16 protein-coding genes are annotated in these 14,917 nt (G+C 35.1%); 3 read left to right on the top strand and 13 right to left on the bottom strand.

Annotation, left to right across the window (positions count from 1 at the left end; translation table 11 throughout):
• Positions 1-60: 60 nt before the first annotated feature.
• The 4 genes from galU to ACU68Y_RS02870 all read right to left on the bottom strand — a co-directional run bounded on the left by galU (position 61) and on the right by ACU68Y_RS02870 (position 6,063).
• Entirely contained in the window at positions 61-924 is an 864-nt protein-coding gene (galU, locus tag ACU68Y_RS02885; RefSeq protein ID WP_304140116.1) for a UTP--glucose-1-phosphate uridylyltransferase GalU, read from the bottom strand.
• A gap of 745 nt (positions 925-1,669) precedes the next feature.
• A complete protein-coding gene (gene clpB / locus ACU68Y_RS02880) occupies positions 1,670-4,255 on the bottom strand; it encodes an ATP-dependent chaperone ClpB (RefSeq protein ID WP_446755484.1) in 2,586 nt (861 codons plus the stop codon).
• Between the two features lie 18 nt (positions 4,256-4,273).
• On the bottom strand, positions 4,274-5,218 hold the full coding sequence (locus ACU68Y_RS02875; RefSeq protein WP_002840017.1) for a DnaJ domain-containing protein: 945 nt from the start codon (positions 5,216-5,218) through the stop codon (positions 4,274-4,276).
• 179 nt (positions 5,219-5,397) lie between these two features.
• On the bottom strand, positions 5,398-6,063 hold the full coding sequence (locus ACU68Y_RS02870; protein WP_446755483.1) for a nitroreductase family protein: 666 nt from the start codon (positions 6,061-6,063) through the stop codon (positions 5,398-5,400).
• 102 nt (positions 6,064-6,165) lie between these two features.
• Between ACU68Y_RS02870 and ACU68Y_RS02865 the strand changes: the two genes are divergently transcribed.
• From ACU68Y_RS02865 to ACU68Y_RS02855, 3 genes are all read left to right on the top strand, one after another.
• Entirely contained in the window at positions 6,166-6,717 is a 552-nt protein-coding gene (locus tag ACU68Y_RS02865; RefSeq protein ID WP_446755482.1) for a hypothetical protein, read from the top strand.
• Between the two features lie 59 nt (positions 6,718-6,776).
• Positions 6,777-6,989, top strand: coding sequence for a hypothetical protein (locus ACU68Y_RS02860; protein WP_002840029.1), 213 nt, complete (start codon positions 6,777-6,779; stop codon positions 6,987-6,989).
• A gap of 106 nt (positions 6,990-7,095) precedes the next feature.
• A complete protein-coding gene (locus tag ACU68Y_RS02855; protein WP_446765321.1) occupies positions 7,096-8,217 on the top strand; it encodes an MFS transporter in 1,122 nt (373 codons plus the stop codon).
• Between the two features lie 78 nt (positions 8,218-8,295).
• Here the strand turns inward: ACU68Y_RS02855 and ACU68Y_RS02850 are convergent, their stop codons facing one another.
• The 9 genes from ACU68Y_RS02850 to ACU68Y_RS02810 all read right to left on the bottom strand — a co-directional run bounded on the left by ACU68Y_RS02850 (position 8,296) and on the right by ACU68Y_RS02810 (position 14,911).
• Positions 8,296-8,793, bottom strand: a complete 498-nt coding sequence (locus ACU68Y_RS02850) for a M50 family metallopeptidase (protein ID WP_446755480.1) — start codon at positions 8,791-8,793, stop codon at positions 8,296-8,298.
• Positions 8,794-8,825: 32 nt separating this feature from the next.
• Positions 8,826-9,299: a site-2 protease family protein gene (locus tag ACU68Y_RS02845; RefSeq protein ID WP_316518189.1), complete on the bottom strand. Its 474-nt coding sequence runs from the start codon at positions 9,297-9,299 to the stop codon at positions 8,826-8,828.
• A gap of 718 nt (positions 9,300-10,017) precedes the next feature.
• On the bottom strand, positions 10,018-11,076 hold the full coding sequence (locus tag ACU68Y_RS02840) for a DUF5633 domain-containing protein (protein ID WP_446755479.1): 1,059 nt from the start codon (positions 11,074-11,076) through the stop codon (positions 10,018-10,020).
• 524 nt (positions 11,077-11,600) lie between these two features.
• Complete coding sequence (locus ACU68Y_RS02835) at positions 11,601-11,741, bottom strand: hypothetical protein (RefSeq protein ID WP_316533587.1); 141 nt, start codon at positions 11,739-11,741, stop codon at positions 11,601-11,603.
• A 204-nt stretch (positions 11,742-11,945) separates the two neighbouring features.
• Positions 11,946-12,368 (bottom strand): ATP-binding protein, encoded by a 423-nt coding sequence (locus ACU68Y_RS02830; RefSeq protein ID WP_002837093.1) that lies wholly within the window; start codon positions 12,366-12,368, stop codon positions 11,946-11,948.
• A gap of 44 nt (positions 12,369-12,412) precedes the next feature.
• Entirely contained in the window at positions 12,413-13,348 is a 936-nt protein-coding gene (locus ACU68Y_RS02825) for a TIGR01212 family radical SAM protein (protein WP_446755478.1), read from the bottom strand.
• On the bottom strand, positions 13,341-13,781 hold the full coding sequence (locus ACU68Y_RS02820; protein ID WP_002837087.1) for a peroxiredoxin: 441 nt from the start codon (positions 13,779-13,781) through the stop codon (positions 13,341-13,343). Before ACU68Y_RS02820 ends, ACU68Y_RS02825 begins: the two co-directional genes overlap by 8 nt.
• On the bottom strand, positions 13,774-14,610 hold the full coding sequence (locus ACU68Y_RS02815) for a Cof-type HAD-IIB family hydrolase (RefSeq protein WP_446755477.1): 837 nt from the start codon (positions 14,608-14,610) through the stop codon (positions 13,774-13,776). The genes ACU68Y_RS02820 and ACU68Y_RS02815 overlap by 8 nt, the downstream gene beginning before the upstream one ends.
• On the bottom strand, positions 14,600-14,911 hold the full coding sequence (locus ACU68Y_RS02810) for a DUF1292 domain-containing protein (RefSeq protein ID WP_446755476.1): 312 nt from the start codon (positions 14,909-14,911) through the stop codon (positions 14,600-14,602). The genes ACU68Y_RS02815 and ACU68Y_RS02810 overlap by 11 nt, the downstream gene beginning before the upstream one ends.
• Positions 14,912-14,917 lie beyond the last annotated feature (6 nt).

Genomic DNA, 14,917 nt, shown 5'->3' with positions numbered 1-14,917 from the left:
TCACAACAAATTGTTTTCCAATAAAAAAAGCTACTGACAACTTGTGCCAATAGCTAATAATTATTTTTCTCGTAAAAATTCCAACAATTCGTCCTTTATTTTCTCATCATGTAGTGCAAAATCAACCGTAGCCTTCACAAACCCAAGCTTGTTACCGACATCGTATCTCTTTCCAATAAAATCATACGCAATCATCTTGCGTTTTTCTGCAAGTTTATTTAAAGCATCAGTCAATTGAATTTCATTGTTCTTTCCGGGTTTCGTTTCGTGAAGAATTGGAAAAATATCTGGCGTTACAATGTATCTTCCAAGAATTGCCAAGTTAGTTGTAGCCTCTTCACGGCTTGGTTTTTCAACCAACGACTCAACCTCAGTAATCCTATCCGAAGTTTTCACACCATTCACAATCCCGTACTTGTCTACATCTTCCCACGAAACTTCTTGCACACCCAAAACCGGAGATTCTTCCCTCTCGTAAATATCAGCCATTTGTTTGATGCAAGGAAGTTCATCAGAAGTATTGTAAATAATATCATCTCCCAACAAAATCGCAAAAGGCTCATCACCAACAAAACTTTCTGCGTATTTTATCGCATCGCCAAGCCCGTTTTTCTTCTTCTGCCTAATCGTGTAGATGTTCGCCATCTTCGAAAGCTCGTGAATTTCTCCTGATATCTCCGAAGACTTCTTGTTCAATTCGTATTCCAATTCGAAATTCACATCAAAATAATCCTCGATAGATCCCTTATCCTTGCTTATAATAATCAAAATATCCGTAATGCCAGAATCCACAACCTCCTTTACAATATGATGCAAAGTTGGTTTGTCGTAGATTGGAAGCATCTCCTTCGGAACAGATTTCGATGCAGGAAGCATCCTCGTACCAAAACCCGCCGCAGGAATAACCGCTTTTCTAATCTTCATTGTCGCTCCTCGTGTTAAAATTTTACGCCATAAATCATTTGTCTCTATTAATATTGTAACAAGAAATGTTGATTTTTGCTATAAGGGGGCGTGTGGTGGGTTCAAAGTTGCAAGATTGAGATTTCGTAAATGCTTACAAAAAGTGGAAAACCGATTTGCACGAATATCTGACTTGCGAAAATAAAAAAATCTTCACGCTCGTGACCCTAAAATCTCAAGTGCGCCTTCGGCTGGCACGAGTGAGATTTTCTACGGGTCACTTCGCTTGGATTTTTAGTTATTTTCTCCAGATGATATTCTTAGCAAAATCGGTAATCCACTTTTTACGCGACACAGAATTTATTTCATCTCCTTCTCCCTCGTTATAAAACTTGCCTATTTTTTTTGATATTTTTTATATTACTCTTTTTATCCCTGTAGATATACAAAATCAGATTACTGTATTTGCTAAGAATATCATTCGTAGGAAATTTAAATGATTTCAAATCGAAAAAATCCGTCAGAAATTTGACCGCTTGAGTGCGTAGCACGAGCTTCAAATTTCAGGATTTTGAGATTTAGAAATCACAAATTTCCGAAGACAGATATTCGTGCAAATCAGTTTTCTGATTTACTTCTGAACCGAAACTGTCTTGATTTTGCCATAGTCCAGACGATGCGTGTTACGACTTTTATTCGTATCCTTGGACAGCTAACCACAATAAAAAAATAGGCAAGACCTGTGATCTTACCTATTCTCTAAAATCTATTTCTTTTTAATTCCCAATTCACCATCTACATTTGTGATAACGACAGTGTCTTTGTCAGTTACAGTTCCTTTTATCAATTCACGTCCAAGTTTTGTTTCAACGTTGGATTCGATAAATCTCTTAACTGGTCTTGCACCGTACAACACATCGTATGCTTTGTCGATAATCAAATCTTCTGCAGATTCGTCGATTTCGATAGTGATTTGTCTGTCTTCCAATTGTTTTTGCAACAATGAAACTTGTTTTTCAATAATCTTGTAGATGTCATCTTTTGTCAACGGTTTGAACATTACGATATCGTCAATTCTGTTCAAAAATTCTGGTTTGAATCGTGATTTCAATTCGTCCATTACAGAATTTCTGCTTTCATCAGAAATATTTCCGTTGTCGTCGATTCCTTCAATCAAATCCATCGAGCCAATGTTACTTGTCATGATGATGATTGTGTTTTTGAAATCGACAGTTCTACCTTTGTTGTCTGTCAAACGTCCGTCATCCAAAACTTGCAACAATATGTTGAACACATCTGGATGTGCTTTTTCGATTTCGTCGAACAAAATCACTGAGTATGGTTTTCTTCTGACAGCTTCAGTTAGTTGACCACCTTCATCATATCCGACATATCCTGGAGGAGCTCCGACAAGTCTACTTACTGCGTGTTTTTCCATATATTCTGACATATCGATACGAATCAAATTCTTTTCGTCATCAAACATATTTTCAGTCAAAGCTTTTGCAAGTTCTGTCTTACCAACACCAGTTGGTCCAAGGAATATAAACGAACCGATTGGTCTGTTAAGAGACTTCAAACCGCTTCTAGCTCTGATGATTGCATCAGTCACAGCAGTTACAGCTTCATCTTGTCCCACAACTCTCTTGTGCAACAACTTGTCCATGTTCAAAATCTTGTCACGTTCTGTTTCCACTAATTTTGTCACAGGAATTGATGTCCACTTGCTGACAACTTCTGCGATTTCATCTTCAGTTACGCTTTCTTTTATAATTGAACTGTCATCTTCGTCCATTTTCTTGTTCAATTCTTCGAGCTTGTTTTCAAGTTCGACCAATTTTCCGTATTTCAATTCAGATAATTTTTCAAAATCGTATTTTCTTTGAGCTTCTTCCATTTCGTGTTTTACGGCTTCGATTTCAGATTTTGTGTCCTTGATTTCGTCGACCTTGGATTTTTGTTGAGTCCATTCCATATACATAGCATCAAACTCGTTTTTAGTATCTTGCAATTCTTTTTCCAAATTTTCGAGTCTAATCTTGCTCATCTCATCGTCTTCTTTGTTCAAAGCAGCACGTTCGATTTCAAGTTGCAATATTTTTCTCTTAGTTTCGTCGATGCTTTCAGGCATAGAATCTATCTCAGTTCTAACCATCGCACTCGCTTCATCCATCAAATCAATCGCCTTATCTGGCAAAAATCTGTCAGTAATATATCTGTCCGACAAAGTTGCCGCAGCGATTACAGCGTTGTCAGTGATTTTGATTCCGTGATAAATCTCGTATTTGTCCTTGATACCACGCAATATCGAAATAGTGTCTTCAACTGAAGGTTCTTCAACCAAAACTTTTTGGAATCTTCTTTCCAATGCGCCATCTGTTTCGATGTATTTTCTATATTCATCCAAAGTTGTAGCGCCGATTGTTCTTATTTCACCACGTGCAAGCATTGGCTTCAACAAGTTTGCTGCATCCATTGCGCCTTCTGATTTTCCAGCTCCAACCAAAGTGTGAATCTCGTCGATAAACATAATGATTTTGCCATCAGAATCTGCAACTTCTTTCAACACAGCCTTCAATCTTTCTTCGAACTCTCCTCTGAATTTCGCACCGGCAATCAAACTTCCCATGTCCAATGCAAAAATAGATTTGTTTCTCAAAGTTTCTGGAACATCGTCGTTGACAATTCTAAGCGCCAAACCTTCCACAATCGCAGTCTTACCAACACCAGGTTGACCAATCAACACAGGATTGTTCTTCGTCCTACGACTCAAAATCCTAACGCTGTGTCTGATTTCATCGTCACGACCGATAACTGGATCAAGCTTGCCTTCTTTTGCCAAATCAGTCAAATTACGACCGTATTTTGTCAACACATCAGTTGTATCTTCTGGATTGTCAGAATCTACCTTTTGATTTCCTCTCAAATCTTTCAAATTAGATGCGAAGTTTTGCTTATTGACATTAAAATCTTTCAACAACACAGCACTAACAGTGTTTTTTTCTCCCAAAATACTCATAAAAATGTGTTCCACTGAAATGAAACTGTCTCCCATTGACTTTGCTTCGTCTTCTGCCTTCAACAAAATTCTTTGGAAAGCAGTGCTTGGGTACACACTAGATTGACTGTCGTTTTTTGGAAGAGAATCTATTTTTTGATTAAAAGCGCTCACGATTTTCTTGTAATCAGCGCCGATTTTTTGAATAGTCTTTGCAACTATTGAATCTGAATCAGACAACAACGCAAAGCTTAAATGAACATCCGTAACTTCTGGATTGCCCAATTTTATCGCAGTATTTTGCGCATCTTGAATTGCTTGAACAGATTTTTGTGTGAATTTATTTAAATCCATAAACCTTACCCCCTAACATTATTCAGATAATTCGTATAATTGTTTATATAATTTTTCTTGTTCTTCATTTAATTTTGTAGGATTTACGATGGAAATTTCAAGATACAAATCACCTTTGACACCTTTCATATCCACGAATCCCTTATCTTTAATCCTAATTCTTTGATTAGCCTTGATATTTTTCGGAATCTTAACCTTGATTCTTTCGCCACTAATCGTTTCAACATTAATTGATTTTCCAAAATAAGCTTCCCATGGTTTAAGTTCAACTTTCTTGATAATATTGTGATCTTCAAGCTTGTTGTACACATCAACCAAGTTAATCTTCACGTAAATGTCCCCGTCAACGCCGAACTTTTCGCCCTTGACCTTAATCTTCTTGCCCGGCAAAATTCCTTTTGGAATTTTCAAATTCAAATTGACACTTTTATCTCCAATCATTAGTCCCAATCTTTTTTCTACACCATTGTAGATATCTGATAGGGAAACAGAAATGTCCGTGTCGTATCTTTGCCTTGGTTGTGATTTTCTTCCAGCACCTTTGAATCCGCCGAAAATATCGGAGAAACCTCCGCCGCTATTTTGTCCACCCGAGAAAAACGCGTTGAAAAAGTCCGAGAATCCTCCGCCACTTCCACCAGTCGTGTAAGTGTACGAGCCAGAATTCTTGCCGAAACCACCGAATCCACCGAAGCCTCCAAAATCGTACGCATTCGGATCGAAGTTTTGTCCGCCTTGGAAATTATAATTCGAGCCAAACATATCGTATTTTTTACGCTTATCCTCGTTACCCAAAACCTCGTAAGCCTCGTTGATTTCCTTAAATTTTTCTTGTGATTTCTCATCGCCTTTATTTAAATCAGGGTGATATTTCTTGGCGAGTTTGCGGTATGCTTTTTTAATTTCTTGGGAGCTCGCCTTTTTATCCACCCCCAAAACTTTATAATAATCTTTATATTCCATAAAAAACCTCCCGTAATTTGTTTTTGACTTTCTTTGACCTTAATAATATTATACACCCTTACGAGTGCATAATCAATAGTATTTTCAATCTTTGAAATTTCTTTGACTTTCAAATTTATTTTTTGACTTTTAGATTTTGTTCTGACCTTAATTGAAAAATTTTATTTTTCAATTAAATTTTACAACCAAATCGAATGATCCTTGCCCGATCCGATTTCGAAATGATATTTTACAATTCCCAAATCTACCTTCGCTGACGGAGCAAACCTCGCCTTCGCCTTCACCTTATCATCAACCAAAGTCAGCATAAATTTTTGTTGATTAATCGCAGTCGGAGCATTAAGCGCACTATCCACACCGTCCTTGAACCATTGTGGCGAGTCTCCATTCACATTTGACACTTGTTTAGGAAGTTTGCTCTTGCGACTGTAACCCCAATTTGCAGGAATACCGAACGCAATCACAATCACCAAATTTTCGTTTGGTTCTATGTATTTTTTAATATTCTTCTTATTATATGTAAGAGCAACCCAGCACGAACCCAAACCCAAATTCATAAGCTCCATCACAAGTTTCTCGCCGTAATATCCACAAGCCTCGCTCAAATCATTGCCGACACCCTTCATAATCAGGAAATTATTCACATTCTCAAACTTACCATACTTTGCAAGCTTAGAATTGAACCCTTCCTTGTCATCAAACACAGCCTTTATATTCAAATTCGATTCACGGTTAACCTCATCAACCTTCTCTTCGATAATCTTCTTCACAGAAGAATCAATCTCTTCATCAATGTATTTTCTAACAGAATGCCTCTTATTCATCAACTCTAGAATATTCACCATGTCCCCCTCATTAAAATATATACATATTATATCACGTAACAATGGTTACAGAAATCTGCATTTTAAATTAGTATAATATAATCAAACAAATGGAGGTATAATATGTCGAGATTTTTAGGAAAAATTCATTATATAATGTTCGATAAGATAAATTACGTTGATGAGATTACACGCAAGATGAGTGAGTTGTTGGATGAAAATGTTGATTTGAAAAATATTGAACGTGGAGCGTTGGAGGATTTGATTGACACGGATAATATTCACGGATGGTTACAAGTGAGAGTATCAATTGTGGAGGATAATTTGGCGAGGGTTTTGAGTGAACTTAAACGTGAGGGAAAGCTTGAAGATGCTCTTAAAATCTCCTATGATTTTGGTGCGAAGGAGGATTTCTCGGGCGATGCTTCCGATGCGTTTCAATTTATGTCCGATAAATTCTTGGACGGTATGCCTTGTGATATGGCGAATTTGCCGGTGGAATCAAATGATGGAGAGTTCCGTTGGATTAAGAGAATTGATGTGCACGAACAGTATTACATGTATGGAGAATCTTCTGAAATTTACGATGAATTCCGAGGTGCGTGGATGAATGGTTTGTTGAGTGGTTGTGGTTTGAAATACGTCGTGGAAGATGGAATTAATATTATAAGGTAGATTTATGTGTTTTTGGGGTATAATTATATGTAAGATAGCAACAATTGTAGGAGGTAGTTATGTATATTAGAGAAGAAGTACTTAAAAACGCAAATAATAAGGAAAAAGTTTCTGAAATTTTGGAAAATTATTTCAAAACAAATGCAAATTACGAAAACGAACACGATCGTGACGAACTTCGCCGCCGTGGCTTTGAAGAATTGAAGTTAATCGGAGAAATTCAAGTTTATCAATTGTTGATGAACTCAGATAACGATAGAACTACATTATAATCGCAATCCCTTGTCACGTGGCAAGGGATTTTTGTGTGTGATAAAGTATATTTTATTGAAAAAGGGTTATAATGTATGTATGAAAACTTCAAGAAAAATATACGCAATGAATTTATTTTCCAATTTAATATTTTATGCGCCTGTTGCGTTGTTGGTGAGGACGAATAAAGGAATTAGCTTGTCGCAATTTTTCGTGTTACAAGCGATACTGTCTGTTACTTGCATGGTTTGTGAATTTCCTTTGGGTGTGTTGACTGATAAAATCGGGCTAAAAAAGTCAATAGTTCTCGCACAGTTTACTATGCTATCTGCAAGGATAATTTTACTGATATCCAATAATTTTATGCTTTTTGCGGTGGAGGCCTTGCTTGAAGGAATTGCTTTTGCATTGAATTCCGGAACAATAAGCGCCTACATATACAAGCTTTTCGGCGACGATAATTACAGTAATAATATTTCGAAGTTCTATAATTGGGGAACGATCGCCTTTATCGTATCAACCGTAATGTTTCCTTTTATTAATTCAAGATGGAACATTAACGCTTTGATTTGGGTTACCATAATTGCAAATGTTATCGCAACTGTGATTTCTATTTTTATTCCAGATACCGACAGCTCGAGTGATAATGAGGAACAATTTGATTTGTCAAAAACATTGAAACTATTGGTACACGATAAAATTTTCAGAGTAATCGTGTTAATCGTGTCGTTGTTTAATTTGTCATTTTTGTTGATCAACTTCTTCTATGTAAAAGTTATAATTGACAATGGATATTCGGAAAACATAGTGTCGCCACTCATCCTAGCTTACTCGGGACTTCAACTCTCACAAACATTTATCATAAAGTATCTAGGAGAACAAAAAGCATGGAACAAAGTTCGATTATTTTCAGTTATTGCATCATTATTCTTTGCTGGATTATGTGTGATATCGGGAAAGCCCGTAGTGTTGTTGATGATTATTCTTCCAACAATCTTGTCTGTCTTGGGGATATTTATTGAAAAAATCCAAAACAATTATATAGACACGATAGGCTTCAATCATCACAGAGCAACCATGCTATCAGCATTTAGCTTCTTCGCTGATGTCTTCGAAGTCGTATTCTTGTTGGCAAACTCGTATATTTCATCGTTCAATTACAAATATATTTTCGTGTTTATAGCCGCATCACTATTGTTGAGCGCAATTATGCTAAGAAATGATAATACCGTAAAGTCTGTATCGTGATTTGTGAGTCTCGTAAGTATGATATAAATTATAATAATCCCTTGTCATGTGGCAAGGGATTTTGTGTGTTTAATAGTATTAGATTTTCGTTGTTTTTTTCATTCCTTTTATTGCATTTAGGCATTGAAGTCCGTCAGATTGTTTTGCTCGAGCACCTTCGTATTCTTTTGGTAATAAGCTAAAAAAAGCCTTCCAGAGATTAACATAAAATGTAATAAATACTATATTTCGGTAAAAACTACCTACATCAGCGGAATGATTGATATCGTAGATAAAAGGAATCATGCATATAAACAAAATGATGTTAACAAGTGGTCCCGCTAAAAACACGATCAAATTTTTCTTGTAATACCAATCTTCATAATCATCATCAAAGTAACATACTCCGTCAGCTAGTGATAAACATATTTTAATTCTTTTAGATTTGAATATCTCCTTGCCTCTTCCTGTTTCGATTCTCCATTTTTTTGATTTGTATACTACTCTATAAGCAACAGCATGTCCTATCTCATGCAGAATTTGTGAGACTTGGTAAACAAAATAAAATATTACGATTTTCATTAATAAGTTAAGCATTTTAACCTCGATTATGTAAAATAAAAAACAAATCAGTCTTTAATTATTTCAATTATTCTTCTTCCGTCGCTAGGAACATCTCTTTTATAATAAATTGGCAACAAAGTCCAGAAAAGTTGTGCCATATTAAATCGCAACAAAAACTTTACTGATTCTTGAAAAAGATGTGAATATCCAGCTATCATTTTCCCTTCACTTATTAATAATGGAATTGTAACAATCAGTACTATTAAATTAAATAATGGTCCACCTAATGGAATCATTATTTTTTGTAATTTGCTCTTGCTATTATAATATTCTCCATCTAACTGTGGGAGTATTTTACCAACAACAATTATAGGTCTTATAATAAGTCTTTTAGTTTCAAATAAAACCTTACCAAGTCCCATATCTATTTTCCAATCTTTACATTTAAAGAAAATAATACACATTAAAATATGTCCCATTTCATGACAAAAAACAAGTACAATTATTATCAAGTATTTAATGATTAACTCAATCATCATCGTCTCCTCCTGAATATTTATGATTACGATTTCATTCTACCCCGCCCCGCTATTTTTTGTCAAGCATTTTGTGAAAATATACTCATTTTGTAGTAGATGATGAGTTGTATATCCCTTGTCAGTGAAACAATCAGATTACTGCTTTTCCCAGAAACACACTTAGCATTTTAATAAAAACTCGCAACTAAGCTAGTCATCTGGAGAAAATTGTGTCAAATTCAACCGAAGAAATTCGTTATAAAATCTCATTGTCTGAGTGCGTAGCACGAGTTTGAGATTTTAGAATTTCGAGATTAGAATTTGCCAATTTACGTAAGTGAGATTCTGCGTGTTACGACTTTTATTCCGTATGTTTGTGTTGCGACAAGTTTTCCTACGTCTGACTATACGTGGTGCAACTTTGATTACCCTTGTGTAGCAATTTCCTCGATATCATTGTAGATATACAAAATCAGATTACTGCTTTTGCTAAGAATATCATCTGGAGAAAATAACCAAAAATCCAAGCGAAGTGACCCGTCAAAAATCTCACTCGTGCCAGTCGCAGACGCACTTGAGATTTTAGGGTCACGAGCGTGAGGATTTTTTTATTTTCGTAAGCCAGATATTCGTGCAAATCAGTTTTCTGATTTGTCTGAATTTGAAACAATCGCTGCAATGTGCTTTCCAAATAAAAAATGGGATCGCAAGACCCCATTTCTATTTTTAAATTAGAATTTTATTTACGTTTTTTAATTGAAGTATACACACCAATAACGCCTGCTAATGATGCTGCCTGTAGTGTTAATACTTCTGTTTCAATACCAGCTTTTGGTAGTTTTTTCTTATCTGTAGTAGTTTTTACTGGTCTACTAACTTTGTTGTCTGAAGAAGTTTTATCTACTTTTTCTGATTTTCTAACAAGAGTTACTTTCTTCTTTTCTGCATTTTTCTTGAATTCTTCGGCTTTCTTCTTAGCTTCAGCTTTCATTTCTTCAGCTTTCTTTTCTTCCTCAGCCTTTTTCTTTGCTTCTTCTTCAGCTTTTTTCTTTTCTTCTTCTTCAGCCTTTTTCTTTGCTTCTTCTTCAGCTTTTTTCTTTTCTTCTTCGGCTTTTTTCTTCGCCTCTTCTTCAGCTTTCTTCTTTTCTTCTTCTTTTTGTTTTTCTGCCGAATTTTTCAATCCATCTACTTTCTTTTCTTTTTCTGCTTGTTTCTTTTCTTCGGCAGTCTTTTCTTCTGTTTTTTCTTTTTTATCTGAACTAGTTGATTTTTCTGGTTTGATTTCCTTGAATTTTAATGTGTAGTGCCATTTGCCATCTTTTTCTTCCACGTCAAATGCATTCTTAACTAATTCTGTTTCCAAGTCTTTCTTGGCTGCTTCTTCTGCTTTTTCTTTAGTATCAAAATCAGATTGAGGCTTTAATTGTTTGATTTTTTCAATTGCTTCATCAAAACGTCTCAACATTCCTATTGCATATTCAGTATTTAAAACTGCTGGTTTATCAAAAACCGCTCTTTCTTTTATTACTTCTATCTTTAACTTTTCTACTTCAGAAATTTTTCCTTGTTCTTTTAACTCAGAATCTTTTTCTAATTTTAATAATTCAGGATCTTTTTCTAATTTTTCTATAATTTTATCAACATTATTCAATATTTCATTTAAAACTTCAACAGAAACTTTTTCTTGTAGCATTTTCGCATGATTTGTATTGTCCGCTGTAGCATAAGTGCTAACTCCACTACCAAGAACTAAAGTTCCTGCAAGCACCGCTACCAATAATTTTTTGTTAAATTTCATATTAATCTGACAATGGAAACTTCCCTTATCGGGTGGAATTTGTCGCCTCCCTTCAACTTTTCAAATACATTTCAAATCCGTTTCCAAGCAATTTCTTGCCATTCCATTTACACAATCTACTCGTATTAGCCCAACAAGAAATATTCCTACCGAAATACTCCTCGTTAAAAACACAAAAAATTTGAATTTTTTGTTAATATGTATACAAATTTTGGTTTGTCAAAAGTAGTTTGCGTATAACTATTTATATTGATATTTTTATTATACTATATGATTTTAGGTAATACAATATATTCTTAATATTTCAACAATTTTTTCGATTTTTTCTCTACTGTTAAACAAAATCAGATTTTTGTTCTTTTTTAAAAACCAATACTAGCACTCTAATAAAAGATCGTAACTAAGCGAGTCATCTGGAGTAAATTGTGTCAAATTCAATCGAAGAAATTCGTTAAAAAATCTCATTGTTTGAGTGCGTAGCACGAGTTTGAGATTTTAGAATTTCGAGATTAGAATTCACCAATTTACGTAAGCCAGACGATGCGTGTTACGACTTTTATTCCGTATGTTTGTGTAGCAATTCCTGTGATAGTTTTGTAGATATACAAAATCAGATTACTGCTTTTGCTAAGAATATCGTCTGGAGAAAATAACCAAAAATCCAAGCGAAATGACCCGTCAAAAATCTCACTCGTGCCAGTCGCAGACGCACTTGAGATTTTAGGGGCATGAGCGTGAGGATTTTTTTATTTTCACAAGCCAGATGTTCGTGCAAAACAGTTTTCTGATTTTACTGTGAACTGAAACTGTTTTTGCATTCAATTTTTCTCAAAAAAATAGACCCTATCAAAGGGTCTACTGTGTGTGTATTATGCGTGCAATTCCACTGTGTCTTCGTGGTATTTTGCTGGTAAGCTTGATTTTTCTTTGTTCATTCCAATGAAGAACTTAACGTTAGCTTCTTTTGATAAAACTTCCAAGTTTTCTAGGAATTCTTCTAATTGTTGTTCTGTCATGTCAACGATTGAATAAATTCCGTCTACGTAAATTGTTTCGATATCGAAATCTCTTGACATTATTCCTGCCAAAAATCCATACAAACTTTCTGGACTTGAGATGTGGAATGTCGATGCATCTATAAGTCTTACTGAGTGATCAAGTGTAAAGATGTGCTTGTCATCAGAGTCTATAAATATTATGTTACCGTTATTGTTTTTCTTTTCGTCGTTGGCCTTGTCGATCAACCATTTTGTTTTTCCACTGCCTTTAGGACCTACTACAAATTTAACCATTATTATCATCCTTTCTTAAACCATTTTAAAAAGTTTAATTTACTTTATATTATTATACCCATTTTTTCGTCAAAATTATCACCTTGGAAAATATTTTCACGTTCCATTTTCTCAGTTATCATATCTTGTATCTTCCAGTGACTTGTATTCCAGTTGCAAAACACAGAATCTTCTTCGGGCATTCTGCCGACTAATCGCTGAATCAGGATATCCTTATCCAAATATTTCAAGAATTCGCAAACTTCATTTACATATTCGTCCAATGATTTGAGCTGTACTTTTCCTTCTTTATACCATTTAGCAAGTATAGTGTGTTTGGGAATGTATAGTGAATGGATTTTGCATTCGTCAACTCTTAATACCGATAAAAGCTTCGCAGTTTCTCTGACATCGTCCATGTCATCCCATGGAAGTGCGAGTATTACATGCGTGCAAATTCTAAATCCGTATTTTTTTATCATCAAACAAGCACGAACGAAATCTGCAACTGTGTGTTGTCTGTTGATTATCTTCAAAGTTTTGTTATTGGATGTTTGAAGTCCAAGCTCTATGATGATGTCGACGTGTTTTTCTTGTTGAAGTTGTTTCAATATTTCCAAATGTTCAATTGCAATGCAATCCGGTCTTGTGGATACGCTGATTGCAACGACATTTTCCACCACCGCTTCGTTGACGTATTTTCGAAACAATTCAAGCGGCATATATGTGTTGGAATAATTTTGAAAATACGATATAAATTTGTGGGCGTTGTATTTGTTTTCGATGGTTTGTTTGTCTTTTTCCAATTGTTCGCGAATCGAAAGGTGTTTTTCTTTGTTTTCGAAGCTGCCACCTTCTTCATGACAATATATGCAACCACCACGCCCCAACCTTCCGTCTCTGTTGGGACAAGTTAAATCCAGTTTTATTGGAAGTTTGTAGACTTTTTCTCCGTAATGTTCTTTTAGATATTTGCTGTAAATATTATATCTATCAGTCATTTAGATTTTCTCGTACGAAATCCAACACTTCTTGTGGGTTCTCGTCTGGTTTTACTTTTCTGAATTCTTTGACCAAATTCATATCCTTGTCAAATACAAATGTGCTTCTTTCTGTTTTTGTAACTTCTTTGCCGTACATTTTGCCCTTGTACACGCAGCCAAAATTGTTCAAGAATATTCTTTCTGGATCGGATATCAATTCTTGTTTTAGTCCTTGTTTTTTTCTGAAATTTTCGTGTGTTTTTTCAGAGTCCTTGCTAATTCCTACAACTTCTGTGTTAAGCTTTTGAAATTCGTCGTAAACTTCGGAAAATCCGTCAGCCTCAATTGTACAGCCACTTGTGTTGTCTTTTGGATAGATGTACACTACCAAGTTTTTGCCCTTGTATTTGTCATAATATTCTTCGTTCAAAAATTCTTTTAAATTATTCATAATCCCTCAACTCAAATAGTTCTTCTAAAAATTTCGCCAGTCCGTCTTGTTCGTTTGTGTATTGTGTTATGATGTCTGCATTTTGTTTTAAAATATCGTCGGAGTTTTTCATTGCAACTCCAAGCCCACTGTTCACAACCATTTCCAAATCGTTGTGCGCATCGCCAATTGCAACCACCTCGTCACTTTTTATTCCAAAATGTTCAAGCACGTGAATTGCCCTTTTGTATTTGTCAGTGTTCACGTTTTGCACTTCTAGCATTCTGATATTTTTCGGAAAATATTTCGTGTGAATGTGGTATGTCACATTTGGATTGGTCTTGATGCAGTCTACTATATCGTAAATACGCTCTTTTCCAGCAATCATAATCATACTCACGCAGTCATCTATCGGCAAATTTCTCTCAGAAACTGTCATTATCTCACCGATATCTCCCACGCTATCTACAAAACGATTCTTGTCTTCTTCATCTTGGATGAGAAGTGCGCATTTGTTTTCCACAAAAAAATACGGTCTAATCCCATACTTTTTTGATAAAGTGCTAAGCTCATCCACCACACTAGATTCCAACATCAAATCCTCATCCGTTGCAATGTTGGAGCTACTATGAATAATAGCTCCATTATTTGCAAGGATTATTTTGTCAAAATCTAATTTTTCGGTTAATTGCTTAGCTCTGGATAGACCTCTTCCTGTTGCAATAATAATCTTTATGCCATTGTCATAAAGTTTTTTTAAAATTTGATTACTGAAATCAGTAATTTTTTTATCATCTGTCAGAAGAGTTCCGTCCAGATCAATCATAACAGCCTTGAAATTATTCTTCATCTTCTCCGTCAAAATCTACGAAAAGAGATTCGAATGTTTCTTTTGCTTTTTCGTATTCAGCATCGTCTTCGATAACATCCAAGTTAGCTTCTTCTTCGTTGATTTCTTCGTAATTGTAAATCATAATTTCGTTGTCATCTTCAGATACAAGTGCGATATAATCACTGTCGTATCCTTCAACTTCGAATACTCCAAGAATTCCGCATTCGATTTCTCCGCCATCTTCTAATGTTAGTACGATTGTATCTAACTCTTCTTCTTCATACATTTCTTCGTTTTCTAAATTTCTTTCGTCACTCATTTTTAT

It is taken from the genome of Finegoldia sp. P1-F-LS (genome assembly GCF_052932205.1).
Note: the sequence above shows the minus strand (reverse complement) of the source record. Positions and strands in the feature narration are given on the sequence as shown.